The organism is Kitasatospora sp. NPDC101155, assembly GCF_044768305.1.
GTDB lineage: Bacteria > Actinomycetota > Actinomycetes > Streptomycetales > Streptomycetaceae > Kitasatospora.
In genome coordinates this window covers 39,226-55,982 of record NZ_JBIWPN010000006.1, presented here as the reverse complement: position 1 = coordinate 55,982, position 16,757 = coordinate 39,226, and the positions used below count along the sequence as shown (strand labels likewise).

The window sequence follows — 16,757 nt, the reverse complement described above, 5'->3', positions numbered from 1 at the left end:
ACAGGCGGAAGTCCGGGTCCGGCTCGGCCGCCAGCGCCACCGCCAGGCGGGTGGCCCGGTGCAGCAGCTCCCGCGCGCCCTCCTCGGCGGCGGCCCGCAGCCGCTCGACCTCCCGCTCCCGCCTCGCGAGCAGTTCCTCGGCGGCGGCCCGGGCCTCGGCGGCGGCCCGGACCGCGGTGTCCTCCTCCGCTTCCGTCCCCGCCGCCCGGTTGCGGGCTATCGCGATCAGCCCGCCGGTGTTGCGGTTGCGCTGCTGCGGCAGCGGGCGGGACTTCGCGGCGAGCCGTGCGTACAGCCGCCGGTAGAGGGTGTCCATGTCCAGCAGTTCGGGACCACCCGGGATGCCGCACTCCAGCAGGTCGATGAGCTCCCCGGTGAAGGCGGTGTACGGCTCCCCGGGCGGCGAGAGGGCGGGCCGGGTGGCGGCCGAGGCGGTGAGCACCACCGTCCCGTTCACCGCCGTCCGGTCGGCGAGGGACTTGCCCGCGCCCATCGAGCCCACCAGCGCCCGGCCGCTGTAGCAGCAGTCCAGCACCACCACCGTGCGCTGCGCCCGGGACTGCGAGTCGAGCAGCGCGCGGCGCAGCGACTCGAACCGCAGCGCGGTGTACTCGCGCTCGCGGTCGGTGTCCGGCAGCGCGAGGTACAGCTCCTCCGAGTAGTCGTCGGTCACGCCGTGCCCGGCGTAGTAGACCAGCAGGGTGTCGGTGGCCTGGCGCGCCTTCTCCCGTACGGTGTCCAGCACTTCGCGCACGCTCGCGGGCTGGGCGATCACCGCGCAGGCCTCGGCGGGCAGCCCCCAGACGTCGGGGTCGGCGAGCACCCGGCGCAGCCCCTCCAGGTTCTGCTCGACGGCCGGCAGTCCGTCCAGGTGGACGTAGTCGTGCACCCCGACGAGCACGGCCGCCGACCGGCCCGGGTCCGCCAGCACGGTCACGACTGCTCGGCGGCTCCGGCCGGCGGCTCCAGCTGCGCCACGATCCGGCGCACCTCGTCCGCCGACCCGTCCTCGATCACCACCGACGTGCCGCCGCGCTCGATCCGCACCCGCATCCCGCCGCGCCGCGAGTCCCGCCAGGTGGCGACGGCGGTCACCAGGCTCCCCAGCGCGATCCCGTTCGCCAGGACCACGTTGAGGATCTCCAGCACCTCCCCCATCCGTCCGGCCGCCGGATCCGCCGCCCCGGGCCGCACCTCGATGCCCCGCAGCTCCGGCTCGGCCAGCAGCCACCGGGTCAACGACCGGGCCGCCTCGACCTCCGCCCCCTCCGAGGCATCCTCCGCCACCTCGAACCCGAGCTCGACCTCCACACCCAACCCCTCTCCCACAACCCCCAGTTGGCCGACCCCACCCTAGAGGAACCACCACCCCCACAAAGCGGAAGGGGCCGAACTCCGTTCACGGGAGTCGGCCCCTCCGGGGGGTGTCAGCTGTCGCCGGGTCAGACGTTGAAGCGGAACTCCACGACGTCGCCGTCGTGCATGACGTATTCCTTGCCCTCGATGCGGGCCTTGCCCTTGGCGCGGGCCTCGGCGACGGAACCGGTCTCGACCAGGTCGTCGAAGGAGATCACCTCGGCCTTGATGAAGCCCTTCTGGAAGTCGGTGTGGATGACTCCGGCGGCCTCGGGGGCGGTGGCGCCCTTCTTGATGGTCCAGGCGCGGGTTTCCTTGGGGCCGGCCGTCAGGTAGGTCTGCAGGCCGAGGGTGTTGAAGCCGACGCGCGCGAGGGTGGCGAGGCCGGGCTCGTCCTGGCCCATGGACTGGAGGAGTTCGAGGGCCTCGGCGTCGTCCAGCTCGATCAGCTCGGACTCGATCTTGGCGTTGAGGAAGATCGCCTCGGCGGGGGCGACCAGCTCGCGCTGGGCGTTCTTGAAGTCCTCGTCGGCCAGCTCGGCCTCGTCCACGTTGAAGACGTAGAGGAAGGGCTTGGCGGTCAGCAGGTGCAGGTCGCGGATCGGGGCGGTGTCGAAGCCGGCCTCGAAGAGGGTCTTGCCGGTCTCCAGGATCGCCTGCGCGGCCTCGGCGGCGGCCAGCACGGGGGCGGTGTCCTTCTTGAGGCGCGCCTCCTTCTGCAGACGCGGCAGGACCTTCTCGATGGTCTGGAGGTCGGCCAGGATCAGCTCGGTGTGGATGGTCTCGATGTCGTCCTTGGGCGACACCTTGCCGTCCACGTGCACCACGTCCGGGTCGGTGAAGGCGCGCACGACCTGGCAGATCGCGTCCGACTCGCGGATGTTGGCGAGGAACTTGTTGCCCAGGCCCTCGCCCTCGCTGGCGCCGCGCACGATGCCCGCGATGTCCACGAAGTCGACGGTGGCCGGGAGGATGCGCTGGGAGCCGAAGATCTCGGCGAGCTTGGCCAGCCGCTGGTCGGGGACGCCGACGACGCCGACGTTCGGCTCGATGGTGGCGAACGGGTAGTTGGCCGCCAGCACGTCGTTCTTGGTCAGGGCGTTGAACAGGGTCGACTTGCCGACGTTCGGCAGGCCGACGATTCCGATCGTGAGCGACATGAAGCGCAGTCCCGTGGGCTTGGAGGAGTTGGGTCGGCACCGTACGGGCCGACCCCCAAGTCTACGGGCAGCGTCTGCGCTGCCCTACGCCTCGGTCTCCGCCGGTCGTGGCTCCAGGAACTCCAGCCGGTTGCCCAACTGGTCGGCCGCGTAGAAGCGCCGGTGGCCGGGCAGGTTGTCGTCCCAGACCACCCCGTGGCCGTGCGCGGTGAGCCGCTCGGCCAGGGCGTCCAGCGAGCGCACCAGGATGCCCGGGTGTCCCTTCACGGACGGCCGGAAGTCCGGGGTCACGCCGAGGTGCACCTCGACCCCGCCGCCACGGAACCAGCAGCCGCCGCGGGCCGCCAGCACCGGCGGCTTCTCCAGCTCCGTCATGCCGAGCACGCCGGACCAGAAGGCCCGGCAGGCGTCCTCGGCGCCGGCCGGGATGTCGAGCTGGAAGTGGTCGAGGCGTTCGAAGGTGAAGTCCGTGGCCACGAGGCCCCCCGTACGGTGATCCGATGATCTTGGTTCGTCGACCCGTCCGAGCCGGTCAGGTCACTGAACGACGATCACAGAACCACTCCATCCGGAGACACGGGACAAGACCTGAACGGTCCATTACACAGTGTGGCGATGATCGGACCGTACGTTGGGCGGGTGGAGCAGAGCACCCGTACCCAGCCGCCAGGGCCCAGACGCCGTCCGCCGAACGGCGCGGCCGCGGCCGCCGTCCCCGGTCCCGGCCGGGCGCCCGAGAGCACCCGAGCCCCTGCCGCCCCTGAGACTCCCCCTGCCCGGCTGCGTCCGGTGGCCGGCCGGCCCACCGCGGCGCGCCCGTCCCCCGGGCGCCGACTGCGGGTGTACGGGCGCCGCCGCACCGGTCGGCCGACCCGGCTGACCGCCATCGGCACCGGCGTGGTCGCCGTGCTGGCGACGCTCGCGGTGGCGGGCGTGGACCGGCTGCTCTTCGACGGCCTCGGCTGGCTGTTCGGCCTCGGCTACCTGGTGGTCTGCTTCCAGCTGGCCGTCCGGGTCCGGTACGCCGACCTGCTGGCCGCGCCGATCAGCGGGCCGATCGCCTTCGCCCTGGCGCTGCTGGTGCTCGCGCCGGTCAGCTCCTCGGGCGTGACCGCCCAGGTGGTGGCGCTGGCGACCGGGCTGGCACTGCGGGCCGGCTGGCTGTTCTCCGGCACCGGCCTGGCCACGCTGATCGTGCTCGCCCGTTTCGTCGCCCAGCGCCGGATCCACCGCTCCCGCTGAGCTCCACCCCTCCCGTCGAAGCCCGGCACCGGCAGACCCTCAGCCCGCCGCCCGGGCCGCCGCCATGGCGGCCCCGACGATGCCCGCGTCGTTGCGCAGTTCCGCCGGCACCACCCTCGCCTCGCGGTCCTTCAGCAGCGGCAGGAACTTCTCGTGCTTGCGGCTCACCCCGCCGCCGATCACGATCAGCTGCGGCGAGAGCAGCATCTCCACCAGGTCCAGGTACTCGTTGACCCGCCCGGCCCACTGCTCCCAGGTCAGCCCGTGCCGCTCCTTGGCGGCCGAGGAGGCCCGACGCTCGGCGTCCTTGCCGCGCAGCTCCAGGTGGCCCAGCTCGGTGTTGGGCACCAGCGTGCCGTCCACGAAGAGCGCGCTGCCGATGCCGGTGCCGAAGGTGAGCACCAGCACCACGCCCGACTCGCCACGCCCGGCACCGTGGGTGAACTCCGCCAGGCCGGCCGCGTCCGCGTCGTTGAGGACGGTCGCCGGCAGATCCAGTGCCTCGCGGAACAGGCCCGCGGCGTCCAGGCCGACCCAGCCCTTGTCCACGTTGGCTGCGGTCCTGGTACGGCCGCCGACCACCACGCCGGGGAAGGTGAGCCCGACCGGCCCCTGGTGGTCGAAGTGCCGGACCACCTCGCACACGGCGGCGACCACAGCCTCGGGCTCGGACGGATGCGGGGTGAGCACCTTGTGGCGCTGCTGGGCGAGCACTCCCCGGGCGAGGTCGACCGGGGCTCCCTTGATGCCCGAACCGCCGATGTCCACGCCGAATACCGCCGTCATCGCTCCGCCCTCCGCCGTTCGGCCGCGGACCGGCTTGTCCACAGCCTGTGCACAAAAGTACGAGAGCCCCGGCGGCGACGCACAGCGAAGAACCCGGCACCCCACCGGGGCGCCGGGTTCTCCACAACGGTCTACAGCTTGCCCGCCGCCTCGGCGCGCAGGTCGCGGCGCAGTTCCTTGGGCAGCGAGAAGGTCAGGTGCTCCTCGGCGGTCTTGACCGTCTCGACCGTGTCGTAACCGCGCGCGGCCAGGAACTCCAGCACGCCGTCCACCAGGATCTCCGGCACCGAGGCGCCGCTGGTCAGGCCGACCGTGGTGACGCCCTCCAGCCAGGACTCCTGGATCTCCTCGGCGAAGTCCACCAGGTGGGCGGCCTTGGCGCCGTACTCCAGGCCGACCTCGACCAGGCGGACCGAGTTGGAGGAGTTCTTGGAGCCGACCACGATCAGCAGGTCGGTCTCGGGGGCCAACTGCTTGACCGCGACCTGGCGGTTCTGGGTCGCGTAGCAGATGTCGTCGCTGGGCGGGCTGACCAGCGCCGGGAAGCGCTTCTTCAGCTCGCCGACGGTGGCCATGGTCTCGTCCACCGACAGGGTGGTCTGGGACAGCCAGACGATCTTGGACTCGTCCCGCACCTGGACGTTGGCGACGTCCTCGGCACCGTCCACCAGGTGGATCCGGTCCGGGGCCTCGCCCATGGTGCCGATGACCTCCTCGTGGCCCTCGTGACCCACCAGCAGGATGTCGAAGCCCTCGTCGGCGAAGCGGACGGCCTCCTTGTGCACCTTGGTGACCAGGGGGCAGGTGGCGTCGATGGTGGCCAGCTTGCCGGCCCGCGCCTCGTCGTGGACGGACGGGGCGACGCCGTGCGCCGAGAAGACGACGATCGAGCCCTCGGGCACCTCCTCCGTCTCGTCGACGAAGATCGCGCCCTTCTTCTCCAGGGTCTGCACCACGTACTTGTTGTGGACGATCTGCTTGCGGACGTAGATGGGCGCCCCGTACTGCTCCAGGGCCTTCTCCACGGCGATCACGGCGCGGTCGACACCCGCGCAGTAGCCCCGGGGGGCGGCGAGCAGGACACGGCGCTGCGCGGTGTTGGACATGGCTCCATCGTACGGGCGACCGCGAGTCGCACTGTCCCCGGCGGGCAGCCGCGCCGACAGCGGGCGGTTTCCGGTCAGATCCGATCAGAAATGCTCAAATGTGGGGTCTATGAGCGCTGTGAGCGGGCAGGCGACACCGAGCGGCCTGCGCCGCAGTCTGGGCGTCCGCGATCTGATGGTCTACGGACTGCTGTTCATCGCCCCGATGGCCCCGGTCGGCGTGTTCGGCGTGCTGGACGCCAAGAGCCACGGCGCCGTCGCCTCGGTCTACCTGGCCGCCACGGTGGCGATGGGCCTCACCGCCTTCTCGTACGCCCAGATGGTGCGCGCCGTGCCGCAGACCGGCTCGGTGTTCGCCTACGCCCGGGCCGGGCTGGGCGAAGGACCGGGGTTCATCGCCGGGTGGATGGCGATGCTGGACTACCTGCTGATCCCGGCGGTGGCCTACCTGTTCTCCGGGATCGCGCTGCACTCCCTGGTGCCGGGCGTCTCGCGCTGGCTGTGGACGGCGCTCGCGGTGGTGGCCACCACCACGCTCAACCTGATCGGGGTGCGCACGGCGGCCGTGGTCGGCTTCGCGGTACTGGCGCTGGAGATCGCGGTGCTGGCGGTGTTCATGGCCGCGGCCGTGGTGGCACTGGTCCAGGACGGCCCCCGGCGCGGCTGGGACACCCCGTTCACCGCCGTCGGGGACTTCTCGCTCACCGCGGTGATCTCCGCGGTGTCCGTCGCGGTGCTCTCCTACCTGGGCTTCGACGCGATCGCCACCTTCGTGGAGGAGGCGGTCGGCGCCTCGGCGGCGGTGGCCAAGGCGGTGCTGTGGTGCCTGGCGCTGGCCGGGGTGCTGTTCGTCGCCCAGACCTACCTGGCGGCGCTGCTGGAGCCGATGACCCCGCGGCAGCTGGCCGCCGACCCGGCCGCACAGGGCTCGGCCTTCTACGACACCGTGGAGAGCGGCATCGGGCACTGGCTGCACGTGCTGGTCGCGGCCGGCAAGGCGATCGGCGCGGCCTTCGCGGCGCTGGCCGGCCAGGCCGCGGCCGGGCGGCTGGTCTTCGCGATGGGCCGGGACGGGCGGCTGCCGCGGGTGCTCGGCTCGGTCGACCCGGGCAGCGCGGTACCGCGCCGGGCACTGCTGGCGGCCGCGGCCATCACCATGGCGGCGGCGGTCTGGGCGGCCAACCGGGACGACGGGCTGGACCAGCTGACCTCGGTGGTGAACGTGGGCGCGCTGACCGCCTTCGCCCTGCTGCACGCCTCGGTGGTCGGCTGGTACACCGTCCGGCACGGCTCGCGGGACCGGCTGCGGCACCTGGTCGTCCCGGCGCTGGGGATCGCGGTGATCGCGGCGGTGGTCCGCGAGGCCTCGACGACGGCGCAGCTCGTCGGGCTGGCCTGGCTGGCGGCCGGGCTGGTGGTGCTCGGGGTGCAGGGCAGTACCGCTTCGGGCGCCGGCGGGCACCGTTAGCGCCCGAGCTGTCGGCGTGCGCCGCTAGCCTCGTACGCATGGCCAACCCCAGCTCCCCCGAAGCCCCGCTCCCGGTCGGCAAGGTCTCCGCGCTGATCGGCGGCTGGATCGACCGGCTCGGCGCGGTGTGGGTCGAGGGGCAGATCACCCAGCTCAGCCGTCGGCCCGGGGCGGGCGTGGTGTTCCTGACCCTGCGCGACCCGCAGGCCGACGTCTCCCTCACGGTGACCTGCTTCCGCTCGGTCTTCGACCAGGTCGCGGACGTGGTGCAGGAGGGCGCACGGGTCGTCGTGCACGCCAAGCCGGAGTGGTACGCGGCGCGCGGGCAGCTGTCGATGCGGGCCTCGGAGATCCGGCCGGTGGGCCTGGGCGAGCTGCTGGCCCGACTGGAGCAACTGAAGCGGCGGCTGGCCGGGGAGGGCCTGTTCGCACCCGAGCGCAAGCGCCCGCTGCCGTTCCTGCCGCAGTGCGTCGGACTGGTCACCGGGCGCGACTCGGCGGCCGAGCGGGACGTGCTGGAGAACGCCCGGCGGCGCTGGCCGGCCGTGCGCTTCGAGGTGCGCAACGTCCCGGTGCAGGGGGTCAGCGCGGTGGAGCGGGTGAGCGCGGCCGTCCGGGAGCTGGACGAGCACCCCGAGGTGGACGTGATCATCGTGGCCCGGGGCGGCGGCAGCGTGGAGGACCTGCTGCCGTTCTCGGACGAGGGGCTGGTGCGGCTGGTGGCGGCCGCCCGTACACCGGTGGTCAGCGCGATCGGGCACGAGCCGGACCAGCCGCTGCTGGACTTCGTCGCGGACCTGCGCGCCTCCACCCCGACCGATGCCGCCAAGCGGGTGGTCCCGGACGTCGGCGAGGAGCTGGCCAAGGTCCGCCAGCTGCGCGACCGGGCCCGTCGGCACGTGCTGGCCCGGGTCGAGCGCGAGCAGCATGGGTTGGACGGGCTGCGCAGCCGCCCGTCGCTGGCCGCCCCGCACAGGATGCTGGACGGACGCGGCCAGGAGGTGGACGGCCTGCTGGAGCGGGCCCGGCGCACCCTGCGGCACCGGCTGGACCACGCGCAGAGCGACCTCGGGCACACCCTGGCCCGGGTGGTCGCGCTGTCCCCGGCGGCCACCCTGGAGCGCGGCTACGCGGTGCTGCAGCGGGCGGACGGCACGGTGGTGACGGACCCGGCGCAGGTCGCGGCCGGGGAGGGGCTGCACGCCCGGGTGGCGGGCGGCGGCTTCGACGTCACGGTGACCGCGGCCGAGGCCGAGGCTCGGGACTAGGACGAGGCTCGGGACCAGGACGAGCGCTGCCGGGACGGCGCGGGCGCGTCGGCCGGAACGGCGGGTCGTACCTGGATCGTGCGGCGGAGGCCGGCGCCGCGGGTCGACCGGGCGCACCCGGGTTTCCGCCCCGCCGGAGCCGTCCCTGTCGGTGCCAGCCCCTACGCTGGCACGCATGGCAGAGCAGCAGGAGCAGCAGAACGCGGCGGCGCCGACCCCGGACGACGCGCTGGGCTACGAGCACGCCCGGGACGCGCTGCTGGACGTGGTCCGGCAGCTGGAGAACGGCGGCACCTCCCTGGAGGAGTCGCTGGCCCTGTGGGAGCGCGGCGAGCAGCTGGCGAAGGTCTGCCAGCGCTGGCTGGACGGCGCCCGGGCCCGACTGGACGCCGCGCTGGCCGCCGAGGAGGGCGGAACCCCGACCGGGGAGTGATGCGGGTCACAGCCCCTTGGGGAATCGTTGAATCTTCACCTATGTTGGAGGAAGTGATCGGCCACGCCGGTCACACCGACGAACCCCCTCCCGCATGAGGTGCAGAAGCATGACCACCGACGCCCTGGTACTCGACGCCGCCGCTCAGGACCTGCTGTTCCGCGAGGCCCGCACCGCGAACACCTTCACCGACGAGCCGGTCACCGAGGAGCAGGTCCAGGCCATCTACGACCTGGTCAAGTACGGCCCGACCGCCTTCAACCAGCAGCCGCTGCGCGTCGTCCTGGTCCGTTCCGCCGAGGCCCGCGAGCGCCTCGTCCAGCACATGGCGGACGGCAACAAGGCCAAGACCTCCACCGCGCCGCTGGTCGCCATCCTGGCCGCGGACAACGAGTTCCACGAGGAGCTGCCGACCCAGCTCCCGCACTTCCCGCAGGCCAAGGACATGTTCTTCTCGGAGCGCCCCGTCCGTGAGCAGTCCGCCACGCTGAACGGCGCCCTGCAGGCCGCCTACTTCATCATCGGCGTGCGCGCCGCCGGCCTGGCCGCCGGCCCGATGACCGGCTACGACGCCGCGGGCCTCAACAAGGAGTTCTTCGGCGACGGCGAGCACTCGGTGCTGGCCGTGGTCAACATCGGCAAGCCGGGCGAGGACGCCTGGTTCCCGCGCTCCCCGCGCCTGGCCTACGACGAGGTCGTCACCACCGTCTGATCCGCGACGGAACGGCGAAGGGCCCGCACCGGTTCGTCCGGTGCGGGCCCTTCCGCGTGCCCGTGGAGCCCTGGCGCTACTTGAGCGCCTGGGCCAGCTCGGCCAGCTCCTCGTAGGAGGCGGTGCCGGTGATCAGGGTGGTCGCCGAGCCGGTCTGCACGGCCAGCGCGCGGCCCTTCTCGCCCTGCACCCGGTCCCAGACGTGCCCGGCGGCGTCCGAGGTGCCGTCCGGCCGGCCGTCCGCGACCTTGTCGGCCAGCAGCTTGTCGCGCGGCACGTCAGCCTGCTCGACGGCCGCGTACTGGCCGGAGGGCGTCACGAAGCCCAGGTGCCAGGCGTTGCCCTTGCCGGAGTTCAGGTCGGCCGGGGTGTAGCTGACCGAGGTGGCCCGCCACTTGCCGGACAGCCCCTCCGGGGAGAGCAGCGGATAGGGCGCGGCGCGCTTGGCGCTGGCCGCGGCCGCCCTGTACTCGACCACATGCACCGGGTCGCTGTTGGCGTCGTGCGGGAGGAACAGGTACCCGATCCAGACGACGAAACCGACCGCCAGCATCGACAGGACCATGTCCCGTACGGTCTGCCGACCTCTCATACCCTTGCTCTCTGCAGCCACCCCCACATGGTGACTCATCCGCATCCGGGCGGGGCCACCCGGGGTGTCCACGTACGGGTGAAGCCGGGCGAACCGGTGCTTTTCGCCACAGGGTGGCGACCCGCGCCACAGACAGTCATCTCGTGGGCAGATACGATCGCAGAACCCTCACCACGGCGTTCGACCAGGCAGTAGTCGGGCGCTCACTGGCCGTCGCGTACAGAGAGGTAACGACGATGACCACGCAGTACCCGCACCACCTCCCCCGTGCCCTGGAAGTCGCGCCCGAGGCTCCCGACCGGAACCTCGCGCTCGAACTCGTCCGGGTCACCGAGGCGGCCGCCATGGCCGCCGGCCGATGGGTCGGCCGCGGTGACAAGAACGGCGCGGACGGTGCCGCCGTGAAGGCGATGCGCACCCTCGTCTCGACCGTCTCGATGAACGGCGTGGTCGTCATCGGCGAGGGCGAGAAGGACGAAGCCCCGATGCTCTACAACGGCGAGCGGGTCGGCGACGGCACCGGCGCCGAGTGCGACGTCGCGGTCGACCCGGTGGACGGCACCACGCTGACCGCCAAGGGCATGAACAACGCGGTGGCCGTGCTGGCCGTCGCCGACCGCGGCACCATGTTCGACCCCAGCGCCGTGTTCTACATGGACAAGCTGGTGGCCGGCCCCGAGGCCGCCGAGTTCGTCGACATCACCGCCCCGGCGGCCGTCAACATCCGCCGGGTCGCCAAGGCCAAGGGCAGCGCCGTCGAGGACGTCACCGTGGTCGTGCTCGACCGCCCGCGCCACGACGGTCTGGTCCGGGAGATCCGCGAGGCGGGCGCCCGGATCAAGTTCATCTCCGACGGCGACGTGGCCGGCGCCATCATGGCCGCTCGCGAGGGCACCGGCGTCGACCTGCTGATGGGCGTCGGCGGCACCCCGGAGGGCATCATCGCGGCCTGCGCGATGAAGTGCATGGGCGGCGTGATCCAGGGCCGGCTGTGGCCCAAGGACGACGCCGAGCGGCAGAAGGCCCTGGACGCCGGGCACGACCTGGACCGGGTGCTCACCACCAACGACCTGGTCAGCGGCGAGAACGTGTTCTTCGTCGCCACCGGCATCACCGACGGCGAGCTGCTGCGCGGCGTGCACTACCGCTCGGAGACCGCCACCACCAGCTCGCTGGTGATGCGCTCCAAGAGCGGCACGATCCGCGAGATCAACTCCGTCCACAAGCTGGCGAAGCTGCGGGCCTACAGCGCGATCGACTTCGACCGCGCCAACTGACCCACACGAAACGGCCTCGAAGACAGGACGTTCGGGCGCGGCCTCGGCGGAATCCCCCTCCGCCGAGGCCGCGCCGCGTTTCCGACCGCCTTTCGGGGGATCCGCCTCCCGGCTCCCGTCTCCGGCCCGCTGTCAACCGGCTATCCGGCTCCGGGCCGTGGTCACCCGGGTGGCCTCGCGCAGCTCCGCGTCCCGACGGCGGCGCCGGGCCAGCACCACCCGCCGCTCGGCGGCCGTCAGCCCGCCCCAGACCCCGTACGGCTCCGGCTGCGCCAGCGCGTGCTCGCGGCACTCCAGCAGCACCGGGCAACGGGCGCACACCTGCTTGGCCTGCTCCTCGCGCGACAGCCGGGCCGCCGTCGGCTCCTTCGAGGGCGCGAAGAACAGCCCCACCTCGTCCCGCTGACAGGCCGCACCGGTGTGCCAGGGGCTGTCCTCGCCGGCGGCGGTGCCCGCCGGGCCGCCCGGGGGCTGCGGCTGCGGGCGGACGGCCGGACGACGCTCCAGCATGTGGGCGGCGACGACTGGCGAGGTGGGGCGGGACTCGATCGGATGCAGCACGGCCGTACTCCTGACGAGGCTCTCGGACACAGGGAACCTCGCTCCGCTGCCCGGCTGCGAGCCCCCGCTGGTCCAACCCTCCGGACCGGCCGCTTGGCCGCCTCCGGTGCGCAGCCGTACAAGAAGCGATGTGCGGAATGACCTACCCCGCCCCGCCGGGATTCATGCACACTGCACGCAATCGACTACGGAGTGCACCCGCCACAACGTCGAGTGCCCGGCCGGGAGTTGATCCCCGGCCGGGCACTCGACAGGCCAATTCAAGTCAGTCGGCGCCGAGTTGCTTGCGCACCCACTCCTTGAGCTTCTTGCCCCGGCGCGGCTTGGCGTTGCAACCGCCGAACAGGGCAACGCCCTTGACCCGCACGACCGGAGCGTACGGGTCCGCGGCGGTCTGCTCGCGGACGTCGAACCCTCCGAAGATGCCGACCCCGGAGCCGTGCAGGCTGACGTTCTCCGGCACCCGGACCTCGACCCCGCCGAAGATCGCCGTCACGGTGATCTCCACCTCGGGGGACTCGAACACGGCGTCACTCAGGTCGATCTCCACCCCGCCGAACATGGTGAAGGCGGTCAGGTGCGAACCGACCCGCCAGCGGCCCTTGCGGGCGGCGCCCCCGAAGATCGCCACCACCGACGGCGACTCCTGGCGCGCGGGCGGCAGTTGCGTCCGGGTGGGAGCCGGCGCCGGGGCGTCCAGCGGCGGCTTCTCGAAGGAGAGCGGCCGGTGGGCGGGCAGGTCCCGGGTCAGCGGCACCAGGTCGCCGAAGGTCTTGGCGGCGTACGCGGCCCCGATCCGCTCGGCGTGCTCGTCCGCGTCCAGGCGACCCTCGGCGTAGGCGTCCCGCAGCAGCTCCGCGACCCGCTCGCGGTCGGCGTCCGAGACGCGCAGCTCCGCCTCCGCCACCGGGGCGTGCGAGGGCTGCGGCGTGGCCACGGGCGTGGTCTCGGGCTTGAGTTCGGGTTTGGTCATCGGTACGGGAGCCGGCACCGGCGGCTGCCCCGGGTCGTCCTGCGACGGCGAGTTGTCCACGGCGCAAGCGTAGTCGCTCGCACTGCTGCCCGAGTGAGCCCCGTCACCAAGGCTGACCTGTCCGCATGCGCGCGATCGGCGGGTCCTACCCTGGATGGTGCTTCGCCGACGCAGCCGGATCACTGGACACCTAAGGACCGCCCCCATGGCTCCCACGCCAGACTTCGAGTACAGCGACCTGCTCCCCCTGGGCGCTGACCCGACCCCGTACCGCAAGCTGACCTCCGAGGGTGTCTCCACGTTCGAGGCCGGCGGTCGCAGCTTCCTCCAGGTCGAGCCCGAGGCGCTGCGGCTGCTCACGGCCGAGGCGATGCACGACATCTCGCACTACCTGCGCCCCGCGCACCTCGCCCAGCTGCGCCGCATCCTGGACGACCCGGAGGCCAGCCCGAACGACCGCTTCGTGGCGCTCGACCTGCTGAAGAACGTCAACATCTCGGCCGGCGGCATCCTCCCGATGTGCCAGGACACCGGCACCGCGATCGTCATGGGCAAGCGCGGCCAGAACGTGCTGACCCAGGGCGGCGACGAGTCCGCCATCGCGCGCGGCGTGTTCGACGCGTACACCAAGCTCAACCTGCGTTACTCCCAGATGGCCCCGGTGACCATGTGGGACGAGAAGAACACCGGCAACAACCTGCCGGCCCAGATCGAGCTGTACGCCACCGACGGCGACGCGTACAAGTTCCTGTTCATGGCCAAGGGCGGCGGCTCCGCCAACAAGTCGTACCTGTACCAGGAGACCAAGGCCATCCTGAACGAGGCGAACATGCTCTCGTTCCTGGAGCAGAAGATCCGCTCGCTCGGCACCGCCGCCTGCCCGCCGTACCACCTGGCCATCGTGATCGGCGGCACCAGCGCCGAGTTCGCGCTCAAGACCGCCAAGTACGCCTCGGCGCACTACCTGGACAACCTGCCGACCTCGGGCAACGCCAAGACCGGCCACGGCTTCCGGGACCTGGAGCTGGAGGCCAAGGTCACCGAGCTGACCCAGAAGATCGGCATCGGCGCCCAGTTCGGCGGCAAGTACTTCTGCCACGACGTGCGCGTGGTCCGACTGCCGCGCCACGGCGCCTCGCTGCCGGTCGCGATGGCCGTCTCCTGCTCCGCCGACCGCCAGGCGCTCGGCAAGATCACCGCCGAGGGCGTGTTCCTGGAGCAGTTGGAGACCGACCCGGCCAAGTACCTGCCGGACACCACCGACGAGCACCTGGACGACGACGTGGTGCGCGTCGACCTCAACCAGCCGATGTCCGCGATCCGCGCCGAGCTGTCCAAGTACCCGGTCAAGACCCGGCTCTCGCTCACCGGCACCCTGGTGGTCGCCCGCGACATCGCCCACGCCAAGATCAAGGAGCGCCTGGACGCCGGCGAGGGCATGCCCAAGTACCTCCAGGACCACCCGGTCTACTACGCCGGCCCGGCCAAGACCCCCGAGGGCTACGCCTCCGGCTCCTTCGGCCCGACCACGGCCGGCCGGATGGACTCCTACGTCGACCAGTTCCAGGCCGCCGGCGGCTCGATGGTCATGCTCGCCAAGGGCAACCGCAGCAAGCAGGTCACCGACGCCTGCGCCACGCACGGCGGCTTCTACCTCGGCTCGATCGGCGGCCCGGCCGCCCGCCTCGCCCAGGACTGCATCAAGAAGGTCGAGGTGCTGGAGTACGCCGAGCTCGGCATGGAGGCCGTCTGGCGCATCGAGGTCGAGGACTTCCCGGCCTTCATCGTCGTCGACGACAAGGGCAACGACTTCTTCCGCGAGACGACGGAAGGTCCGCTGATCACCAGCCTGCGGATCCGCTCCAAGGAGTAGTCCGGAGGCGTGACTCCACGCGTTCCCTCACCGCCCCGGCCGCCCTGCGGCCGGGGCGGTTTCACGCCGTGCGGCCTCCGGCTACTGCGCGGCCGTCGGCTCGTTCAGGCGTCGAAGTCGTACTCCAGGACGTAGGAGGCGGCGTCCAGGATCATCTCGTTGAGCTCGACGACCTGCCCCTCGTCGGCGAAGGCCGTACGGCAGATCAGGATGACCGGGGTGCCGGCGGAGAGTTCGAGGCGGGTGGACTCCTCGGCGCTGGGCATGCGGGAGCGGACCTCCTCGCGGAAGTGCACGGGCTTGGCGCCGATCTCGGCCAGCCGGGCGTAGGTGCCGCCGGGGCCGGTGTCCTCGCGGGTGATGGCGGTTCCGGCGACCAGGACGGCGGGCAGGTAGGAGGTGGAGAGCAGCACCGGCTTGCCGTCCAGGACGAAGCGGCGGTGCCGTACGCACATCGACGCGCCCGGGTCGACCCCGAGCACCCGGGCCACGTGCTCGGGCGCGCCCCGCTCGGCGACGGAGACCTGGTCGACCACCAGGCTGCGGTTGTCTATGTCCGCGGACCATATCGACCGGCCGGAGCCCCACTGCCCCTGCGCCAGCCGCTGGATGCCGCGCCGACGCAGCGGCCGGAAGTCCCGGACGAACACCCCGGCGCCCCGGCGGGCCTCCGCGATGCCCTCGCTCTGCAGCACGCCGAGCGCCTGGCGGGCGGTCATCCGGGCCACGCCGTACTCGTCCATGAGGTCGTTCTCGCCGGGCAGCCGGTCGCCCGCGCGGTAGCGGCCGTCGTCGATGGCCGCCTTCAGGGAGTCTGCGATCCGCTGGTACTTGGGCTGTCTGTCGCCACTGCTGCCGGTCATCGCCGCTCCCTCTCCCTCGGACAATCCTAGGCGCGCCCGCGGTCGCTGATAAGGAGATACGACCGTTGACATCTCTAGAGATATTAGCTTCTCTAGAGATGCTGGCCAGTCGCCTACCAGAGCGAGGAGCAGCACGGTGAGCACTCGACAGCACGACGCCCGGGCCTACCGGCCACAGGTGGGCGAACTCGTCCTCGACCGGAGGACCGGACACACCGGCATCTACATGGGCACCCTCGGCGGCGAGCACTACCTGCGCCCGGAGGGCGGCGGCCGCGAATGGACCGCCGAACCGCACCACGTCTCACCCGTCCCGAAGCCCCGCGATTCAGCTGAATGAGATCGGCGCCGGGAATTGCGGCAAAACCCACGCAAACCACAACATTCAGGGGCCCTCAATCCCCCTGGTGAATCCGGAATTCCGGAACGTCGCGGGCCCGCCACCGGGCACGTTACGAATAACTCCGGTCACCATGCGTGCACCGCGGACAGGAATCGGCCACCGCGACGCACCCGCACACGAATTGGCGCGCACATAACCAACAGCGCCCCCGCGCCCGGACGGGGGCACGGGGGCGCTCGGTCGGCACGGCTTACGGGTGGCCGCCGACAATGCTCTCGGGCTGGCGCGGGCCCGGCTCGCCGGTGGTCGGCTGGTCGGGCTCCGCGATGTACTGGCCCTCGTCACCGAACGGGCCGTTCTCGAACGCGGTCTTGTCCGCGTCGGTCGGCGCGGTGTACTCGGTCGGGTTCGAGGTCGCGGTCACCGCGCCCTCGACAGCCTTGCCCGCCTCCACAGCGGCGGCCGGGGCACCGGTCTGCGCCGCGTTCTCGGGCGTCGACGGCACCGGGGTCTCGCTCTGGTCGTTGGCCATTGGGCGGCCGCCTTTCAGTCATCAATTGTGTCCCGCCCGACCTCTGTGGCGCGGGCGCGCGGACAGTATCGTAGGGTTGATTAAATGTCCGATAAACATCGTGCGGCTTGCGGCGCCGTCCGGCAGAGTCAGGCGCCCGCCTAAGCTGAACCATCACGGCGGACCGCCGAGCGCCCTTTCACGGAATCGACACCACAGGCCATCGGGGGACT

At 72.0% G+C, this 16,757-nt stretch carries 19 protein-coding genes; 8 read left to right on the top strand and 11 right to left on the bottom strand.

The window, feature by feature from the left end:
• From ACIRYZ_RS11110 to ACIRYZ_RS11095, 4 genes are all read right to left on the bottom strand, one after another.
• A partial coding sequence (locus ACIRYZ_RS11110; protein ID WP_402942175.1) for a caspase domain-containing protein occupies positions 1-937 on the bottom strand: 937 nt, incomplete at its 3' end.
• A complete protein-coding gene (locus ACIRYZ_RS11105) occupies positions 934-1,311 on the bottom strand; it encodes a hypothetical protein (RefSeq protein ID WP_402942174.1) in 378 nt (125 codons plus the stop codon). The genes ACIRYZ_RS11105 and ACIRYZ_RS11110, both read right to left, overlap by 4 nt.
• A 131-nt stretch (positions 1,312-1,442) precedes the next feature.
• On the bottom strand, positions 1,443-2,516 hold the full coding sequence (gene ychF / locus ACIRYZ_RS11100; protein WP_402942172.1) for a redox-regulated ATPase YchF: 1,074 nt from the start codon (positions 2,514-2,516) through the stop codon (positions 1,443-1,445).
• Between the two features lie 84 nt (positions 2,517-2,600).
• Positions 2,601-2,993, bottom strand: coding sequence for a glyoxalase (locus ACIRYZ_RS11095; RefSeq protein WP_402942170.1), 393 nt, complete (start codon positions 2,991-2,993; stop codon positions 2,601-2,603).
• Between the two features lie 138 nt (positions 2,994-3,131).
• Here ACIRYZ_RS11095 and ACIRYZ_RS11090 point away from each other — a divergent pair, with 138 nt between their 5' ends.
• Positions 3,132-3,758 carry a DUF6542 domain-containing protein gene (locus tag ACIRYZ_RS11090; protein ID WP_393033237.1) on the top strand — a complete coding sequence of 209 codons (627 nt, stop codon included), beginning with the start codon at positions 3,132-3,134 and terminating at the stop codon, positions 3,756-3,758.
• A 39-nt stretch (positions 3,759-3,797) separates the two neighbouring features.
• Here the strand turns inward: ACIRYZ_RS11090 and ppgK are convergent, their stop codons facing one another.
• Entirely contained in the window at positions 3,798-4,544 is a 747-nt protein-coding gene (gene ppgK, locus ACIRYZ_RS11085) for a polyphosphate--glucose phosphotransferase (protein WP_402942168.1), read from the bottom strand.
• A 131-nt stretch (positions 4,545-4,675) separates the two neighbouring features.
• Positions 4,676-5,650: a 4-hydroxy-3-methylbut-2-enyl diphosphate reductase gene (locus ACIRYZ_RS11080; protein ID WP_393033243.1), complete on the bottom strand. Its 975-nt coding sequence runs from the start codon at positions 5,648-5,650 to the stop codon at positions 4,676-4,678.
• 109 nt (positions 5,651-5,759) lie between these two features.
• On the opposite strand from ACIRYZ_RS11080, the gene ACIRYZ_RS11075 reads away from it, so the two are divergent.
• From ACIRYZ_RS11075 to ACIRYZ_RS11060, 4 genes are all read left to right on the top strand, one after another.
• Positions 5,760-7,118: an APC family permease gene (locus ACIRYZ_RS11075; protein ID WP_402942167.1), complete on the top strand. Its 1,359-nt coding sequence runs from the start codon at positions 5,760-5,762 to the stop codon at positions 7,116-7,118.
• A gap of 38 nt (positions 7,119-7,156) precedes the next feature.
• The gene (gene xseA, locus ACIRYZ_RS11070) at positions 7,157-8,386 is read left to right on the top strand and encodes an exodeoxyribonuclease VII large subunit (RefSeq protein ID WP_402942165.1); all 1,230 of its coding nucleotides are present in this window, start codon (positions 7,157-7,159) and stop codon (positions 8,384-8,386) included.
• A 175-nt stretch (positions 8,387-8,561) separates the two neighbouring features.
• A complete protein-coding gene (locus ACIRYZ_RS11065; RefSeq protein WP_393033249.1) occupies positions 8,562-8,819 on the top strand; it encodes an exodeoxyribonuclease VII small subunit in 258 nt (85 codons plus the stop codon).
• Positions 8,820-8,928: 109 nt separating this feature from the next.
• Positions 8,929-9,531, top strand: coding sequence for a malonic semialdehyde reductase (locus ACIRYZ_RS11060; RefSeq protein ID WP_402942163.1), 603 nt, complete (start codon positions 8,929-8,931; stop codon positions 9,529-9,531).
• 76 nt (positions 9,532-9,607) lie between these two features.
• Here ACIRYZ_RS11060 and ACIRYZ_RS11055 read toward each other — a convergent pair whose 3' ends face one another.
• A complete protein-coding gene (locus ACIRYZ_RS11055; RefSeq protein ID WP_402942161.1) occupies positions 9,608-10,123 on the bottom strand; it encodes a DUF4245 domain-containing protein in 516 nt (171 codons plus the stop codon).
• Between the two features lie 236 nt (positions 10,124-10,359).
• On the opposite strand from ACIRYZ_RS11055, the gene glpX reads away from it, so the two are divergent.
• Positions 10,360-11,400: a class II fructose-bisphosphatase gene (gene glpX, locus ACIRYZ_RS11050; protein WP_387623633.1), complete on the top strand. Its 1,041-nt coding sequence runs from the start codon at positions 10,360-10,362 to the stop codon at positions 11,398-11,400.
• Positions 11,401-11,532: 132 nt separating this feature from the next.
• On the opposite strand, the gene ACIRYZ_RS11045 is transcribed toward glpX, so the two are convergent.
• Together ACIRYZ_RS11045 and ACIRYZ_RS11040 are read right to left on the bottom strand one after the other, a co-directional pair.
• The gene (locus ACIRYZ_RS11045) at positions 11,533-11,961 is read right to left on the bottom strand and encodes a WhiB family transcriptional regulator (protein ID WP_402942158.1); all 429 of its coding nucleotides are present in this window, start codon (positions 11,959-11,961) and stop codon (positions 11,533-11,535) included.
• A 265-nt stretch (positions 11,962-12,226) separates the two neighbouring features.
• Positions 12,227-12,934, bottom strand: coding sequence for a DUF1707 domain-containing protein (locus ACIRYZ_RS11040; protein WP_393033374.1), 708 nt, complete (start codon positions 12,932-12,934; stop codon positions 12,227-12,229).
• A 205-nt stretch (positions 12,935-13,139) separates the two neighbouring features.
• Between ACIRYZ_RS11040 and ACIRYZ_RS11035 the strand changes: the two genes are divergently transcribed.
• A complete protein-coding gene (locus ACIRYZ_RS11035) occupies positions 13,140-14,807 on the top strand; it encodes a fumarate hydratase (protein ID WP_402942156.1) in 1,668 nt (555 codons plus the stop codon).
• Between the two features lie 104 nt (positions 14,808-14,911).
• Here ACIRYZ_RS11035 and ACIRYZ_RS11030 read toward each other — a convergent pair whose 3' ends face one another.
• Positions 14,912-15,670, bottom strand: a complete 759-nt coding sequence (locus tag ACIRYZ_RS11030; protein WP_393033267.1) for a GntR family transcriptional regulator — start codon at positions 15,668-15,670, stop codon at positions 14,912-14,914.
• Between the two features lie 136 nt (positions 15,671-15,806).
• On the opposite strand from ACIRYZ_RS11030, the gene ACIRYZ_RS11025 reads away from it, so the two are divergent.
• Positions 15,807-16,010, top strand: a complete 204-nt coding sequence (locus tag ACIRYZ_RS11025) for a hypothetical protein (protein WP_402942154.1) — start codon at positions 15,807-15,809, stop codon at positions 16,008-16,010.
• Positions 16,011-16,263: 253 nt separating this feature from the next.
• On the opposite strand, the gene ACIRYZ_RS11020 is transcribed toward ACIRYZ_RS11025, so the two are convergent.
• Positions 16,264-16,545 (bottom strand): hypothetical protein, encoded by a 282-nt coding sequence (locus ACIRYZ_RS11020; RefSeq protein ID WP_402942152.1) that lies wholly within the window; start codon positions 16,543-16,545, stop codon positions 16,264-16,266.
• Positions 16,546-16,757 lie beyond the last annotated feature (212 nt).